At 33.1% G+C, this 15,313-nt stretch carries 12 protein-coding genes; 7 read left to right on the top strand and 5 right to left on the bottom strand.

Annotated elements, in window-relative coordinates; translation table 11 throughout:
* Positions 1-2: 2 nt before the first annotated feature.
* The 7 genes from Q4496_RS07515 to Q4496_RS07485 all read left to right on the top strand — a co-directional run bounded on the left by Q4496_RS07515 (position 3) and on the right by Q4496_RS07485 (position 8,139).
* Positions 3-998, top strand: coding sequence for a polysaccharide deacetylase family protein (locus Q4496_RS07515; protein WP_303610175.1), 996 nt, complete (start codon positions 3-5; stop codon positions 996-998).
* A gap of 2 nt (positions 999-1,000) precedes the next feature.
* A complete protein-coding gene (locus Q4496_RS07510; RefSeq protein WP_303610174.1) occupies positions 1,001-2,350 on the top strand; it encodes a phenylacetate--CoA ligase family protein in 1,350 nt (449 codons plus the stop codon).
* 20 nt (positions 2,351-2,370) lie between these two features.
* Complete coding sequence (locus Q4496_RS07505; protein WP_303610173.1) at positions 2,371-3,447, top strand: glycosyltransferase family 4 protein; 1,077 nt, start codon at positions 2,371-2,373, stop codon at positions 3,445-3,447.
* A 27-nt stretch (positions 3,448-3,474) separates the two neighbouring features.
* Positions 3,475-4,398, top strand: coding sequence for a glycosyltransferase family 2 protein (locus tag Q4496_RS07500; protein ID WP_303610172.1), 924 nt, complete (start codon positions 3,475-3,477; stop codon positions 4,396-4,398).
* A 77-nt stretch (positions 4,399-4,475) separates the two neighbouring features.
* A complete protein-coding gene (locus Q4496_RS07495) occupies positions 4,476-5,981 on the top strand; it encodes an oligosaccharide flippase family protein (RefSeq protein WP_303610171.1) in 1,506 nt (501 codons plus the stop codon).
* A gap of 102 nt (positions 5,982-6,083) precedes the next feature.
* The gene (locus Q4496_RS07490; RefSeq protein WP_303610170.1) at positions 6,084-6,866 is read left to right on the top strand and encodes a hypothetical protein; all 783 of its coding nucleotides are present in this window, start codon (positions 6,084-6,086) and stop codon (positions 6,864-6,866) included.
* Positions 6,867-6,942: 76 nt separating this feature from the next.
* Positions 6,943-8,139: a polysaccharide pyruvyl transferase family protein gene (locus Q4496_RS07485; RefSeq protein WP_303610169.1), complete on the top strand. Its 1,197-nt coding sequence runs from the start codon at positions 6,943-6,945 to the stop codon at positions 8,137-8,139.
* A gap of 181 nt (positions 8,140-8,320) precedes the next feature.
* Here Q4496_RS07485 and Q4496_RS07480 read toward each other — a convergent pair whose 3' ends face one another.
* The 5 genes from Q4496_RS07480 to Q4496_RS07460 form a co-directional block, all read right to left on the bottom strand.
* Positions 8,321-9,658 carry an O-antigen ligase gene (locus Q4496_RS07480; RefSeq protein ID WP_303610168.1) on the bottom strand — a complete coding sequence of 446 codons (1,338 nt, stop codon included), beginning with the start codon at positions 9,656-9,658 and terminating at the stop codon, positions 8,321-8,323.
* Between the two features lie 50 nt (positions 9,659-9,708).
* Positions 9,709-10,815 carry a GNAT family N-acetyltransferase gene (locus Q4496_RS07475; RefSeq protein WP_303610167.1) on the bottom strand — a complete coding sequence of 369 codons (1,107 nt, stop codon included), beginning with the start codon at positions 10,813-10,815 and terminating at the stop codon, positions 9,709-9,711.
* Positions 10,808-12,328 carry a hypothetical protein gene (locus Q4496_RS07470; protein ID WP_303610166.1) on the bottom strand — a complete coding sequence of 507 codons (1,521 nt, stop codon included), beginning with the start codon at positions 12,326-12,328 and terminating at the stop codon, positions 10,808-10,810. Before Q4496_RS07470 ends, Q4496_RS07475 begins: the two co-directional genes overlap by 8 nt.
* Before the next feature lie 2 nt (positions 12,329-12,330).
* A complete protein-coding gene (locus Q4496_RS07465) occupies positions 12,331-13,050 on the bottom strand; it encodes an endonuclease/exonuclease/phosphatase family protein (RefSeq protein WP_303610165.1) in 720 nt (239 codons plus the stop codon).
* Positions 13,051-13,333: 283 nt separating this feature from the next.
* The gene (locus Q4496_RS07460) at positions 13,334-15,280 is read right to left on the bottom strand and encodes an acyltransferase family protein (protein WP_303610164.1); all 1,947 of its coding nucleotides are present in this window, start codon (positions 15,278-15,280) and stop codon (positions 13,334-13,336) included.
* Positions 15,281-15,313 lie beyond the last annotated feature (33 nt).

Genomic DNA, 15,313 nt, shown 5'->3' with positions numbered 1-15,313 from the left:
CGATGTCGCATGATTTTAAAAATATACTTTGCCGGAATTTTTCTAAAATTATCTTACCTAATGGGCTCTATTGTTTTAATTATCATAGAGTAGGTGACCCTGAACTAACGCAATATGACCCTAATGTATTTAGTTGTGATGAGCAAAATTTCAAGCAGCAAATAGAATACATTAAAGAAAATTTTCATGTAATAGCACTTGATGACATTGATACAATTATAAAAGCAAAACTAGAAAGTCAGAAGTATGCCTTAATTACTTTCGACGATGGTTATATTGACAACTATACAACCGCATTCCCAATACTAAAAACGTATAATGTTCCTGCAACATTTTTTTTAGCGACAAACTTTATCAATGACTTAACTATTCCATGGTGGGATAAAATAGCTTATTTAGTTCGACATACAAAAGAGTGCGAAGTGAAATTATCCAGCTGGAGCGAAACAATCGACTTACATCAATCGAATGTTACCTCAAGTATTAGACAAGTTCTAAAAATGGTGAAAAAGAACAAAAACCAATGTATTGAGGAAGTTTTATTTGAACTAGAGCAGAAATTAAATGTAAAACACTCTGATAATATTGAGCATCCACCTCTTTTTATGACATGGAAAATGCTTAGAGAAATGAATGACGCAGGCATGACTTTTGGCTCTCAAACTTGTAGCCATAGAATCATGTCTCATTTATCTATAGCAGAACAAGATTATGAGGCTAAAGAGTCAATAAGAATTCTGCGTGAAAAATTAAATATCCAAGTGAATGCATTTGCATACCCTGTAGGTGGCATTAAAAGCTATACACAAGATACTGTTGAAATAATTAAAAAACATTACAATTTATCATTTTCTTTCATTGCCGGTATTAATACACAAAAGAGTATTGATAACTATGCGATTGAAAGAATCTCAGTTGATAATAATTGCACTGCTGATCAGTTAGCGATTAGGTTACTCAAGCTTGCAATAAAGAAACTGATTAATAACTGGAAGTAACAATGAAATATAGCTCAATTTTCACTAAATTCTTATTTCCTTTTTACTACCGAGTGCTCAAAAAAAGTAAGGTAGTAGAGAAGGTAAATGACGCTAATGCTCGTTTATTATGGGATCAAAAAAAATTAAAAGAATATCAATGGCAACAACTAACAAACCTATTAAACTTTTGTTGGAACAACGTACCTTATTATAAACGAGTTTGGCAAGAAGCTGGAATAACGTCAATTGAACAAATTAATAACTTAGACAAATTTGCTAAACTTCCTATTCTAACTAAGCAAGATGTTATGGCTCATTATAATGAGCTTATTCCTGAATGTAATAAAGCATCTAATATAAAAAAATCAACGGGAGGCTCTACGGGTCAACCGTTTCATTTTGAATTAAATGTGGCTAGTCATGAGGCTAGATTAGCTATTGCTTGGCGAGGTTATCGTGAAGTAGGTGCCGGCTTAGGAACAAAAACAGTTTATTTATGGGGTGCAAGTCTTGGAAAAGTTTCTTTTTTACGAAGAACTAAAGAATCCTTATATCACCGATTTTTCAATAACTATATGCTCAACTCGTTTGAGATGAACCAAAATAACATTCATCAATATATTGAAAAAATAAATAACATTAAACCAGACGCAATCGTTAGTTATGTAAATCCATTGGTTGAATTAGCAAAGTATATTATTGCTCATAATATAAAAATGCATAAACCCAATACTATCGTTACGGGCGCTGAAGCACTTTATGAACATCAAAGAGAGTTAATAGAAAAAGCATTTAACTGTCACGTTCATAATACCTATGGCTGCAGAGAGTTCATGCTAATTTCTTCGGAGTGCGAAAAGCAAAAAGGACTGCATATAAACATTGATCAATTAGTCGTAGAAACTATTAATGAGAAAAGAGAAACTATCGCTAATGAAAGTGGCGACATTGTGATCACCGATTTAACTAATTACGGTATGCCATTAATTAGATACCTTAATGGCGATTGTGCGACCTTGACTAATGACACTTGTGACTGCGGTAACCCTTTGCCAATGATGAACTCGGTAGACGGTCGTAAACTCGACATTATTAAATGTCCTAATGGGCAATTAATACCGGGAGAGTTATTTCCTCATATGTTTAAAGACTTTTCTTGGATCTATATATTTCAAGTAGTACAAGAACAATTAGATGAAATTGAAATTAAACTGGTATTAAAAGAACAAGAGCAAAACCCTGACTTTAGTGCAATAGAATCAATCATTAATGAATACGCCGCTGAGAGCTTAACTATAAAGTTTAATATTGTAGATGATATTCCTTTAACACCTTCAGGTAAAAGACGAGTAACAGTGTGCAAAATATAGCAAGCACATCAGGAGAAAACGTGACCATTAAGCCTAAAAGTGTACTGCATATCTTATCAAGTTTGAATATAGGTGGGGCAGAGCGTTTTGTTATCGATTTAGCTATTGAACAACGTCAGTCATTAAAACTTAATAGTGCTATTTTATCCTTTGGCGAAAAGGATGATGTCTTAGTTGCTGAATGTATAAAAAATAATATCCCTGTGCATTTTGTTAAAGGTAGCCGATTAGACAAAATACAAACATTTAAACGCGTGATAAGTGGGTTTGATGTTTTACATTTTCATTCACCTTTCACCTTATTATTTACTTGTTATAGTCCAATATTATGCGGACGAAAAAAAGTTATTTATACACGTCACGGAGCTGAACCATTTAATCAGTTTAAGTGGCGAGTTATGCATAAAATCACTCACTCCATTGTCGATCAAATAACCTTCGTTTCAAATGAAGGGCAGACAGTATTTGGTCAAATAAATGGTTGGCAAAATAAACCACAGTCAGTGGTTGATAATGGTATTTTAATTCCGAAAGAACATCATCGACAGCCGTTTGAACAACAAAACCTTAAAATTAAATTAGGCTCTGTTGCCAGGATGGTGCCATTGAAAAATCAGGTATGTTTGTTAAAAGCTATTTCATTAATGTCCGAGTCATTAGCAAATAAATTTGAAGTTCACTTCTTTGGTAATGGTCCATGTGAAGAACTATTAAAGTCTGCAGCAGCTGAAAGCAAACTGCTTGATAATACACATTTTCATGGCATGTTGGTCGACCGAGAAAACATATATAAACATATCGATGTCATGATTGTTACTTCAGAGATGGAAGGCTTATCTATTGCTATTTTAGAAGCTATGGCGCGACGTATACCTGTGCTAGCGACTAAAGTTGGTGGAAACCCTAAGCTAGTGCAAAGTAATGTAACAGGTCAGTTATTTAATTATAATGATGACAAAGAGCTTTCAAGACTGTTAACAGATATAGCAGAACACCCTCAACTTATTGAAGAGTGGGGAAATAAAGCTTATCAATTAGTGGAACAAGATTATTCACTAGAAACAGTCGCACAAAAATATATGAAGCTTTATAGCTGATTGAACACTAATTTTTAAGGACTTTGCATGAACGCATTAGTTTCTGTTGTTATACCCGTATATAACGGGGCTGAATACCTAGAAGCAACGGTTAATACCATTCTAGCCCAAGACTACGATAACGTTGAAATATTGCTAATTAACGACGGTAGTAAAGACAACTCTGAACAATTGATAAATACCTTAGTAGAAAACCATAGCTCTATTAAAGGCTTTCACAAACAAAATGGTGGTGTGGCGGCAGCTCGAAACTACGGCATAGAAAGAGCAAGTGGAGATCTTGTCGCTTTTTGTGATCAAGATGACTTTTGGTTACCGACTAAGTTAAGCAAACAAGTCCCTTTATTCGAAAAACCTAAAGTAGGTCTCGTTTATTGCGGCGCTATCGCTGACTATGCACATTTAAACAAGCAAGATAAGCCAAGTTTTGAACGTAAGTATCGCGGTGATGTATTCGATAAGCTTATTCAAGTAAACATGTTCACGTGCTGTACAGCCATTGCACGTAAGAGCTTATTGCAAGAAACACAAGCATTTGATGACGAACGTAGCCTAATGGGAGTAGATGACTGGTTAGCATGGTTAAAACTTTCTTTAGTTTGTGAGCTTGATTTTGTACCTGAACATTTAGCCATTCATGTATTTCATGGTGATAACTATTCATCAAATGAAGAAAAAATGCATGCTGCTGAGTTAGTCTGTTTAGATAAAATTCAACCAATGGCTGAGAAACATAATAAGTCCGTTGATTGGAATGAGATAAAGCAGAATCTACATGTTAGATATGCAAACACCTATATTTACAATGGGATGTTTAACCTAGCAGGTGACACTCTGCTCGAAGCATCGAAATTGAAAAACAACAGTAAATTGTCAGTAAAAGGTCGACTGTTTAAAACAGTACCTAATTGTGTTTGGCGATTAATACAAAAAACAAAACGTGCTATCTAACTTATTAAATAGCGTAAAAGACAAAGCTATTATCCACAAAGAGTTAATTATGAATGTTTCTCCACGAGTACTGAATAATGAGTACTAAAAAGTTATTTTTTAAAAGTTCAGTTTTTCGCTTTCTAGAAAGAATTGTATTAGTTATATCCTCATTATTACTAACTCCTTATTTTATCAATGTACTTGGTGCAAATGGTTATGGCTTTTGGTTGCTGATCCTTTCGATAATAGGTTGGTTTAATATTATTGAACTAGGTTTTCCGTCAGCCGTACAACGACACACCATATTAGCATTAGAAAAAGATGATCCTTTAGCCGTTAACACTGTTTTTTCTACAAGTCTTGTACTTTTTGGCTGTCTTGGGCTTGTTGCCGCTGCTTTATTAGCTTGTGTTGCATTATTTTCAGCTGACTTTTTTGGTGCTGCTGTTGATGAAAATGCCCTGAAAATGGCTTTATTCGTCTTGTCAGCCAAAATATTAATGGATTTCTTAATGAATCCATTTCATGGTTTCATTACCGCTTTTCTTAGGCTAGATATAGACTCTAATCTGGTGATGGTTAATGTATTGATAAAATCTGTTCTGATTTTTTTATTAATACCTACTATGAACATTTGGGGAGCAATAATAGCGACTCTTTTTGCTGATGTATTAACGAATGGAGTTAAGATTTATTACATAAAGAAACTTTATCCAGCCATGAAATTCAGCTTCAAGTTAGTCTCCAAAGAAGAGTTGAAATCACTTTTTGCGTTTTCTAAGCATGTAGTAGCAAACGGTGTTGCTAATACCTTAAATTCAAAAGCTGATCCGTTTATCGTTACTAAGCTTATTGGTCTTTCATCTGTTGCTGTTTATGGTGTCGCTAACCGGTTAGCTGAACATATTAAATCGTTTGTATTTACGGTGAATGGTTTTTTGTCGCCTGTTTTTATGAAAAAAATGTCTAAGAATGAAAGCTTAGATGAGCTATTTCATAATGCTATAATGATTAACTTGTTCTTTGCGACACTGTTTTCAGCGCCTTTAATTATTTTAGGAAAAGCTTTTATCGTACTTTGGGTTGGTGAAGAGTTTGAGTCAGCTGCATATATTCTTTATTTCTTAATTTTCACCTTCTTTTGTCAGGCAATTTATACTTCAGTTAATCAAGTTTTATTGGCACAGGCTCAACATAAGTATATTTCATTAGTGAGCCTTTTTGGGGCCATTACTAATATCTCATTATCAATTGTACTTGGTTTGAAGTATGGACTTGTTGGTGTCGCTATCGGGACTTCAATCGGCTCTTTTATCGCAAATGTTGTGCTAAGTTTATGGTTATATAGTTTTTATAATCAGTTAAAACTTTGGTTGATCATACGTAAACTATTTTGGGCTAACTTCTTAGTTTTTGGTGTTGGTTTGTGGCTTGCACTTGTTGTTATGACAAAGATTTCTTGGTTCGAACTTGTTATATATGGCGCACTAAGTTTTGCTATCTTCTTGATACTTAGCTGGCTATTGGTACTAGATAAAAACTTAAGAAAGATATCTGGAGATTATTTTATTTCTATTAGTAAGAAACTGTTAAGGAAATAATTTGTTGCTCTGACAGTTTAAAAATTGCTTTGATTAGCGGATGTATGCTGAGAGCTTTTCTCGGCCATCTGCTTAAATTATTGGATGATTAAGGAAGAGCAAATGAAAAGCGTCGCTATATTATCTTGTTGGTTTGGTTATAAATATAATAAACCATTAAAAATAAATTCGTTTTCTACCTGTAAACGATGGCTATATGCCACGATAAAAAACCGATTACCTTTCAACATTTTAGAGTACCTAGGTTTTGTATCTATAATACCTCAAGCACCTAAAGACATTGAACACTGTTATTTTTATTCAAATAATAAGCGACTAGAAAAAGAGGTGTTGTTTAAAGGCTGGCGCTTTTGTTTTGTTGAAAGCGAGCTTGATAATGGGGAAAGTATAACTTCATCATTATTAGCGAAACAAGTTAAGTTTCTGCAAGTTAATGACATTAACTTCAACGATTTTGAACATCTTATTTATATGGACAGCCGTCGAATTTCTGATGATATTGCTAACATAATTCGCATGAACCAAAAAGGCATTCTTATAAGATATGAGGCTAAATTTAAACCAACTATATGGCATGAGGTAGAAGAAGCAAAAGGGCAACAAAGGTATGTAAAGCATATGGATAAAACCATTGATTTTATTAATGCTAAGCTAGAAGAAAGCTGTTATTCCCCTAACAACAGAGTGATGAATACTGGTATTATCGCTTATTCTATGAATATAAACGGTATTAAAATAAAAGCCCTTTGCAATGAAGTATATGAAGCTTGTATAAAACTAGAGCAGCCCGAGTGTCAGATATTTTGGTGTCTCCTCTCTCAGCCTTACATGAACTTAATTGAGGCTGTAGAGTCTACTGAACTAAAGAGTCGCTCAGGGTTGTAACTATACGTCATTTAAAAACTAAGCGGTAATTTTTACCTTAGGCAAATAAAAAAACATTTACATGGGAATTAAGAGTATGAACGACATTATATTATATGGAGCATTTGATAGGCATAACTATGGAGATTTATTATTTCCATTAGTGATGGAACGTATTTTATCTCAAAGATTTCCAAACAAAAAAATTGTAGTGGCAGGGCTGATTGATAGTGATCTGTCTGAATTTTATGCGCTACAAACTGATAGTATTAAAAAAGCAATGAGAGAAAGTAGCAAAGACGTAAGCATTATACTAGCAGGCGGTGACGTTGTTGCTTGTGATTGGCTTTCGGCCTATAGCTATTTGTTATCAGACTTTTCATTTTCAATATTTCAACGAATTTTTACTCGCTTTATTCCTAGGGCTACAGAAGGGGTAATTAAAAAGATTATAGGGTTAAAGTCAGACGGTCCTTTTGATTTAACATCTAAAGATCTAACTGAGAATATGAAACTTATTTACAATTCAGTGGGAGCTACTGGAGTTTCAAGTATTGAAGGAGAATCCGCGATAACTTTAGCTAATACATTGAATAATGCTGATTATGTCACAGTTCGAGATGAATTTTCACGAGAACACATCGAGCGAATTGGCGGTAATGTTAATGATGTATACCCTGATTCTGCCACGGTAATGTCTTCAGTGTTTAGTGATGATGAGATACATCAAAAAACAAGTAGTATAGCTGAATCACTGATTACAGAATTGAAGGGGAACTATTTAGTTTTTCAAATTTCATCTGCTCACTGTGCAGGATTAGAAGCGGAATTCGCACATAATTTAACTGCGATAGCAAATGAACATGATTTAACTATTGTCTTTATCGCTATAGGGAATGCTGCGGGTCATAGTGACTCACAAGGTATAGAAAGGATTAAACAACATTTAGACAAGAATATTAAGGTTAAGCAATACCTCAGTGGAGGGGTTTTTGATTTAATGAATATTATTAGAAACTCACAATGCTACTGTGGAACAAGCTTGCATGGGCTTATAACATCGATGGCCTTTCATGTACCGCGCGTTGGTTTACTTCCAAAATTACGTAAACAAAGAAACTATATGGCAACATGGGATTTGCCTGCTATGCCTAGTGGAGTATTACCAGGTGAATTATCTAAAGCAGTATCTCAAGCAATGGCAGTACCAAAATCAGAGCTTAAAGATAAAGAAGAGTTTTTAACTAAAAAGTATTTAGAAAATTTTGAAAAAATATCTTTGCTGATAGGTTAACAAGAATCATTGATAGTATAATTCGATTATAAATTTAGCTGTTTGAGCATGTAAACAGCTAAAAATATAAAGCTTCATTCATTAAACACAATATAGTTACAGTTATACTAATAAAATAGTTTACTAGTAACACTAACTCTCAATGAAGTTTGCCATCACCATTTTATATCCTCTTTAGATATTATAAACCTAGTTTTAAGGAAATATATACAGCCACAATAACGACCCAGCAATATCCCATAGATCTAAAAGCAAAAGAATTGCTGAAGTATTTTTTATATTCAGGATTGACTTTAACCATACGAATATGAGAGGCAATCGCCATACCCATAAAAATGAACAGTGTCAGGGTGAACATACGGCTAATAAAAAATCCGGTGATCATAAAGCCAATCATCGAGAAAAATAAAGTTTTGTTTAGTAAACGTTCATTCTCAAATTCTTCATTTATTACAGTGTCATCTGTAGTAGTCTCAGCATCTTTTTTTAGCTTGCTAGCTTTAATAAATAGATAACCCGTTAACACGGTGAAAATTAAAGCTCCACCCCACAAGGAGTAACCAGGTACACCTAATTCACCTGCTACATGTATGTATGAATTATGAGCAACAAGCCCATGATGGTCAAAGAATTGACCTTTACCGACACCAAATATGGGATTTGATATTAGCATTTGTATACCAGCATACCAGGCTTCTAATCTTCCATTGGCTGAAGCATCAATGCTACTTTGTAGTGAGGCAACAACAGTAGCGGCAATAGGAGCTAATAATACAGCTGAAATGAATAGTTTTGGCCCTGCATTCACTACTAATATATATATGCCAAGCAGACCGCCCGCACCAAGCATACTCCCCCTAGAGCCTGTTAAATAAATACCATAGCCCAATATGGCTAACATAGCGAACATAGCAAGTTTTATAACTCCTCTTGCTTTTTTATAAAAATAAATCACAAAAGGGATATTCATAACTAAAAACATACCTAGGTCATTCGGATCATTGAAAAATCCTAGATAGGTAATTCTTCGTTCACCTAAGTCAATATAGCCTACAGAATGAGAATTTAATGCCCAACCAAAACCTTGATAAGCGGTTTGTTGAACATGACCATTGTGGACCATTAATAATGCTGCAATTAAACAAATCACCATAAGTATGTGTTGACGTTTGATGGTGGTTATACAAGTACTCATTAAAAATAATGGAATAATTGCTGTTATAAGAAGCTTTTGAGCTTCTTCAATACCAAATATTCCAGAGCCATTTAGAAAGCCAGACATAATAATAAAAGGTAGTAAAGCGAGTAACATCCAATGTTGGGGGTATAGTTTGAGTGGTCTTTGAGCGACTAATACTAAACAAAAAGCAATAATTGCAAATACTTTAATCACTATCCAATCGATACTTGTCTGAAACATTTCATGAGGGCGAATTAATGTTGATGCGGTATATAAAAATAAGAAAAAGAATGCCGCGGTTGAATCTTTTTCTTCTCTTACAGGTAACTGACGAGCCATTAGGGGAAACCTTAGATATTAGCGAGTTATTATGTATATAAATTTTAATATTACTTAAATAGACTAATAGAAGTCTTTAACTTATTCAAATAGTCGTTTTTTAATTTCACTATGAGCTTATTTATCATCAATTTCCAGTTGTGAATAGGGATAATAATGTTTGTCATTAGTTGTTGCTGGCAGCCAAACTTACTTTTGTAACTGTCAGTTAATTCTCCCTTCATAAAATCATAAACTTGTTGTTTAGCATTCTCAATCGACCATAAATGTAAAGATAAACCGGGTGAAAAGTGTGAGTAGTTTACTTCATCCCATCCACATTGATAAAAATAGAGTGTATTTTTATCACTTAGGTAGTAGTTTATTGCAATTGGCTTGTTATTAACAATAAGAGCACTGATATTTACAAATTTTCGAGCGTTTACCTTCATAAATTTTTGATGAAATAACTGAAAGTTTTGTTGAACGAACGCGCCAAGTTTCCCCTTTTTATTCCATCGAGCTTGATGATATTCAATCATATATTGAGCATAAGTGTCATATTCATCAGGATTAATCCATTGAAATTTATAATCTAAATGACTTAATTGGTTATATGACCTTTTATAGCGTGAACGTGTGTTTTTACTTAATTTCTTAATACACCAATTTGAACGGTCAATACAATATCTATAATTAGTCGCAGGGCTAGACACATTGTGTAGCTTTGTTAGCAATTTTGTTATAACGCTACTCACTAATACTGAATGCCAAATGATTTGGTCTACTGTGATTTGTGATACTTGCTCAGAAAGTTCAGTCGTAACTTGTTCAGAATATTCTGGTAATAATAATATATCGCAATATTCAGATAAAACCTCTTCATCTTCAGGCTCTCCTTGCCCTAACGGGTATAAGGTAGAAATATGGGGCCAGCTAGTTGAGTGTTGTATATAGCTAGGTAGTATAGCGATTAACTTTTCATTGTGAAAACCAACAATGACATGTAATTTCCAATTTTTTTGCCAGTACACTTCATACCAATTTAAAATCCAGTGAGGACTAGAAAATAAGGTGTTGTTTATTGAATTTTCTGCAAGACAGTCCCATTGTTTTGACATTTTTTTAAGTTCTAAAATATCTTCAATCACATGCCAGCTGATACTTTTATTATTCATTAGCTTCTGCTTGGTTTAACCAAAATTCTAGCCACGGCAAATCACTGGTTGTTGAATATGTCCAACCAAAACGTCTCGGAGGTAGCATAGCCGAATAGTCTTTTTTACTGTTTCTATATTTTTTATCAATATCTTTACATTGTTGAATAAATACATTGAAGAGCTCTTTTAATAAAAAAGCCTCTTCGCCTGACTTTTTCTTTATATATATGGATTTTCCAATAAGGCCAGCTACATCACAAGCATGTTGGCCGTCTGTCCATTGATTCCTTATTTCCAAAAGTTTATTGCCCATTGAAGCAAGATACAAAGGTAATACTTTATTGTTTAATCTTTTATCAGCAAAATGAATTCCATAATTTGGCATGAAATCACCAAAGGCATTAAGTAAAGCAGCTGATTTTTTATCATTAGTAAGGCGGTAATAGCGCCATAAACCATCTCCAAGTAAGGCCATCATCCAAGGAGAGCAAACAGGGGAATTACCTGGCTTACCTTCGTGTGATTCATATGTATGTTGAGGGCAACTTCTTAATGGCCAATCGTTTATAGGGTTAAATACCATTTGAACAGTAGCATCAACAATTTCATCTATTCTATTTTTAGCTCGCTGGCTACCTGATATCTCCCAATAGGCAATTGCTAAATTTAATGCTGCAGCTTGGTGACGTTCAGTCCAGAATTTATATTCATTTTCGTATTTAGGTGTCCAAATTAATGACTTTTCAAAAAGAGTTTTTAATACATTTTCTATTTTACTATCAGCAGTAAGGAAGTAGTAATAAAGTAGTCCGTTAGGCATTAAATATTTTAAATCGAAGTTTTCTTTTAATTTGAATTTTCCTGTCTCGTCTAAATTTTCTAAATAAAACTCTGCTAATTTAGTTCCTTCTTTAAGCCATTTAGGATCACCAGTTAATATATATAATTGATAAATTGCTCTTGGGCGATCAAATAACCATTGTGAATATTTAGTTTTAGCATAACCTTTCTCACTCAATAAAGACTCATTAGTTACAAAATTAGCATATAAAATTTGTCCTTGAGTATACCAAGTACTATTGTTTTTTTTAGTTTTAGGGTGCAATAAAATGCTTTCTGATAACCACGACTTATTTGGGAATACCAAATAAGGTTGTTTGTTGAAAGTAATAGTTTCTCTTGAAAGGCTTCTGTTTGACTGAGACCAGCTTAATATAAAATTCAAAGGTTTATCTTTTGTTTTGTTCTTTACATTTTTTAACTTAATAGTTAATAGGCGAACGAATTTTTCCGTTTTGTCTGTATCCCATATATTAAGTGAATAGAATGAAGCATTTATCGTTTTACCTTGTTGAGTGATTTTTAATGAAGAGTTTGATGCTATTTTCATATTCGGTACAGGTAATATCAATATTGATTCATTGGCAGGGGCTGAAAATTCAATAGAAACAACTTGGGCTATGCTTCTAAACGATATTAAGCTTATAAACAAGAAAGTAAATACAGAATATTGTTGTATATAATTAGTCATGATTAATGTTCTTTTAATGAAATGCTAGATAGAATGGGGTAATGATCTCCACCTAATGCCTCTAGAACTAAAGCTTTTTCTATATTAAAGTTTTGTGATAACAATATATGATCAATTCGTACACTAGGGAGGCCTATTCCTTTATATTTATAATCCACTGTATTATTAAAACCATTACCTTTATCTGAAAGTGCATTTTGATATTTCTTGAATGTTTGCTGATAAATACCTTCAATTACACTCATATTAAAATCTCCTGCAATTATGACATTTTGTTTAGATTGAGCCCAGTTCTCAATAAGTAGTGCAGACAAAGTTCTATTTTGATGAATATCTTTTATTCCATCAAACCTTGGAAATATTCTTCGTACTGAAGGAAAGTGCACGTTAGCCATATTTATTTGAACGCCATTGATATCAATTTTATAAAATGCAGCCCAATCACCATAACCTTTATACATATCATTATTAAATGAGTTGATTTTTTCAAAAGGATATTTACTAATTAAGCATAAGTTGCCTTTACAATCTTGAAATGGGTAACTATCTAATTTATCAATATTCGTGATCCTACCCGCTTCTTGTAATGTGAAGATATCAGGATCATGAAACCTCATGACAGACATCAAATGTTTCAACTCGATACCTTCACCAATATTAATTGATACTAATGTAAAAGTCGGGTTTTTCTGTTTGAAAGCGACTTTCGTATTAATATTCACTTGAAAATCTAGTAAATAAATACACAAAAATATTAAAGTAGTAAGTATCATTCTTTTAATTTTTTTAGCATTTTTCCATTGGAAGCAAAGATACAATATTATAAACAAATAAAAATATCTTGGAGTAAAGAACACAACATACTGCAAGGGAAGTAATGCAGTGCTATCAGGAAAAAAAAACAAAAAACAAGTGAAGACTCCAACCATTATGGCGAGTATATATATCATCTTATTAATAATAGCTATAATAATTTTCTCCTTAATTAATTGTTAATATTGAAAATTAATTAAATCCTAATGCACTCTTCTCTTGAGATTTTAATACTTTTGCTCCTAGCATATGAGAGCCGTCCATACTTAAATGAGAACCGTCTGAATATATAAACTTTCCATTTAAGACAGGAGAGCAAATATTGTTAGGGCATAAACTATTTTTTGTGTCGAAGAAATTCACATTTTTGTACTTATTTGAAAGCTCTAGTAAGAAATTATTAACAGCATAATGTGAAGATTTTTTTTCGTATAACTTATCATAGCGGCTTAATGAGCAATTTAAGCTTGTAATTTTTATTCGTCGCTTTTCACATTCGGTATTGTAATGCGAAAATGTAGGGATTTTTGCTAAAATAGTGACTTTTTCATTCTCTTTAGCTAATTTATTTATTGTTTCAATAAATAAAGGCCTAAATTCAGCAAATCTATCATAATCTAACCAATCTCCGCCAATAATTATGTGATCCAACGCCATAAGGTTAGATGATAAGTATTTTCTGTATTCTAAACATGCTTTTGCATATTTCTTTTCAATCCAATCGAGTTCTTTGGTTTCAATCAATGGCGGACAAGCGCTCTGAGTGATATTTTTGAAGCTCCAATGATCATATTGAGCAAACTCTTGAAGCATCCCAATATAATGAGCACCATTAGAGTCACCAATTAATAAAGTTTTATAAGGTGACCCCTTTGGGAAAATACATTCACTCTCATCCTTACTTTCGGCTCCAAAGTTTGAGTATTGGCAATTGTACTTATATTTCCAGTTTGGGGTTATATCAGTAACTTCAGAATAAGCACTCCAGTTGTACATAGAAGGTGAAAAGCTTTTAATACCATAAGCTAAAACCACAGTGCTTAATCCTACTAGAGCTACAGGCACTATGTAGTAACGGGTAAATGCTTTACTAGGAGTTACTTTTACATTTCTTAAGGGCGTTTCAACTATATAATAAGTTATTGTAGCGAGTAGGAATGTTGAAATAAATATAGTGGTACCAACTATGAGGTCTATTTCTATAGCAGCATATTTTGTAAAAGCTATAATAGGCCAGTGCCATAAATATGCAGAATAAGAAATTAGTCCAATGAATACCCAAAGTTTATTAGAAAGTAATTTTTGTGAAATATTACCCTTAACTTTCCCTGCAGTAATAAGCATTAAAGTACCTATAATTAACGGGATGTTATCTTTTCCCGGTACATCACTGTGGGAAGTTACCCAATAGAAGCTTGCTCCTATTAAGATCGCACCAATAATGGAATAAGCCGTAGATATATTATTGGAGAATGCTTTTCTGTCTTTTAAGTAGATTGCTAGTGCGCCACCAGCTGAAAGTTCCCAAACTCTTGTTGGAAGTGAGTAATAAGCGAAGGATTGATCGAAAGAAAGTAATGTTTGAGCAAGGCCAAATGATAAAAATATAGATATAACTAAGAAATAAAATAAATAAGAGGTGCCTTTTTGCTTATAAATAAATGCCATTAAAACAGGCCATATCAAATAAAATTGTTCTTCAACAGCTAACGACCACATATGAAGTAATGGTATTTCACTACTGTCTTTAGCAAAATAACCTTGATCTAAATTAACGTAGAAAAATATATTTGCAACAGATATTAATGATGCAACAGCTGACTTTAAAAGTGAAAAGTAATCAGCGGGTGCGAATAATAAAAAACCTACAACAAGTGTTGATATAATTACAGTTAATAGTGCAGGTAATAATCGTTTAACTCTCCTAGAATAGAAGGTTTTGAAGTTGATCTTTTTTGTTTTTTGTAATTCATTCAGTAATAGCCCTGTTATCAAAAACCCTGAGATAACGAAGAATATATCTACACCTAAATAACCGCCAGGTAAAAGGCTAGAATCAATATGATAAATAATCACACTTATTACTGCTAATGCTCTAAGGCCATCAATATCAGCTCTATAAAATATATTTTTAGTCATTTTATTTGGTTACTCTTAAGGTTTTATAAATTC

The organism is Colwellia sp. 5_MG-2023 (assembly GCF_030547795.1).
Classification (GTDB): Bacteria; Pseudomonadota; Gammaproteobacteria; order Enterobacterales; family Alteromonadaceae; genus Colwellia.
The sequence above is the reverse complement of the archived record's forward strand: the minus strand, read 5'-3'. Positions and strand labels throughout refer to the sequence as shown.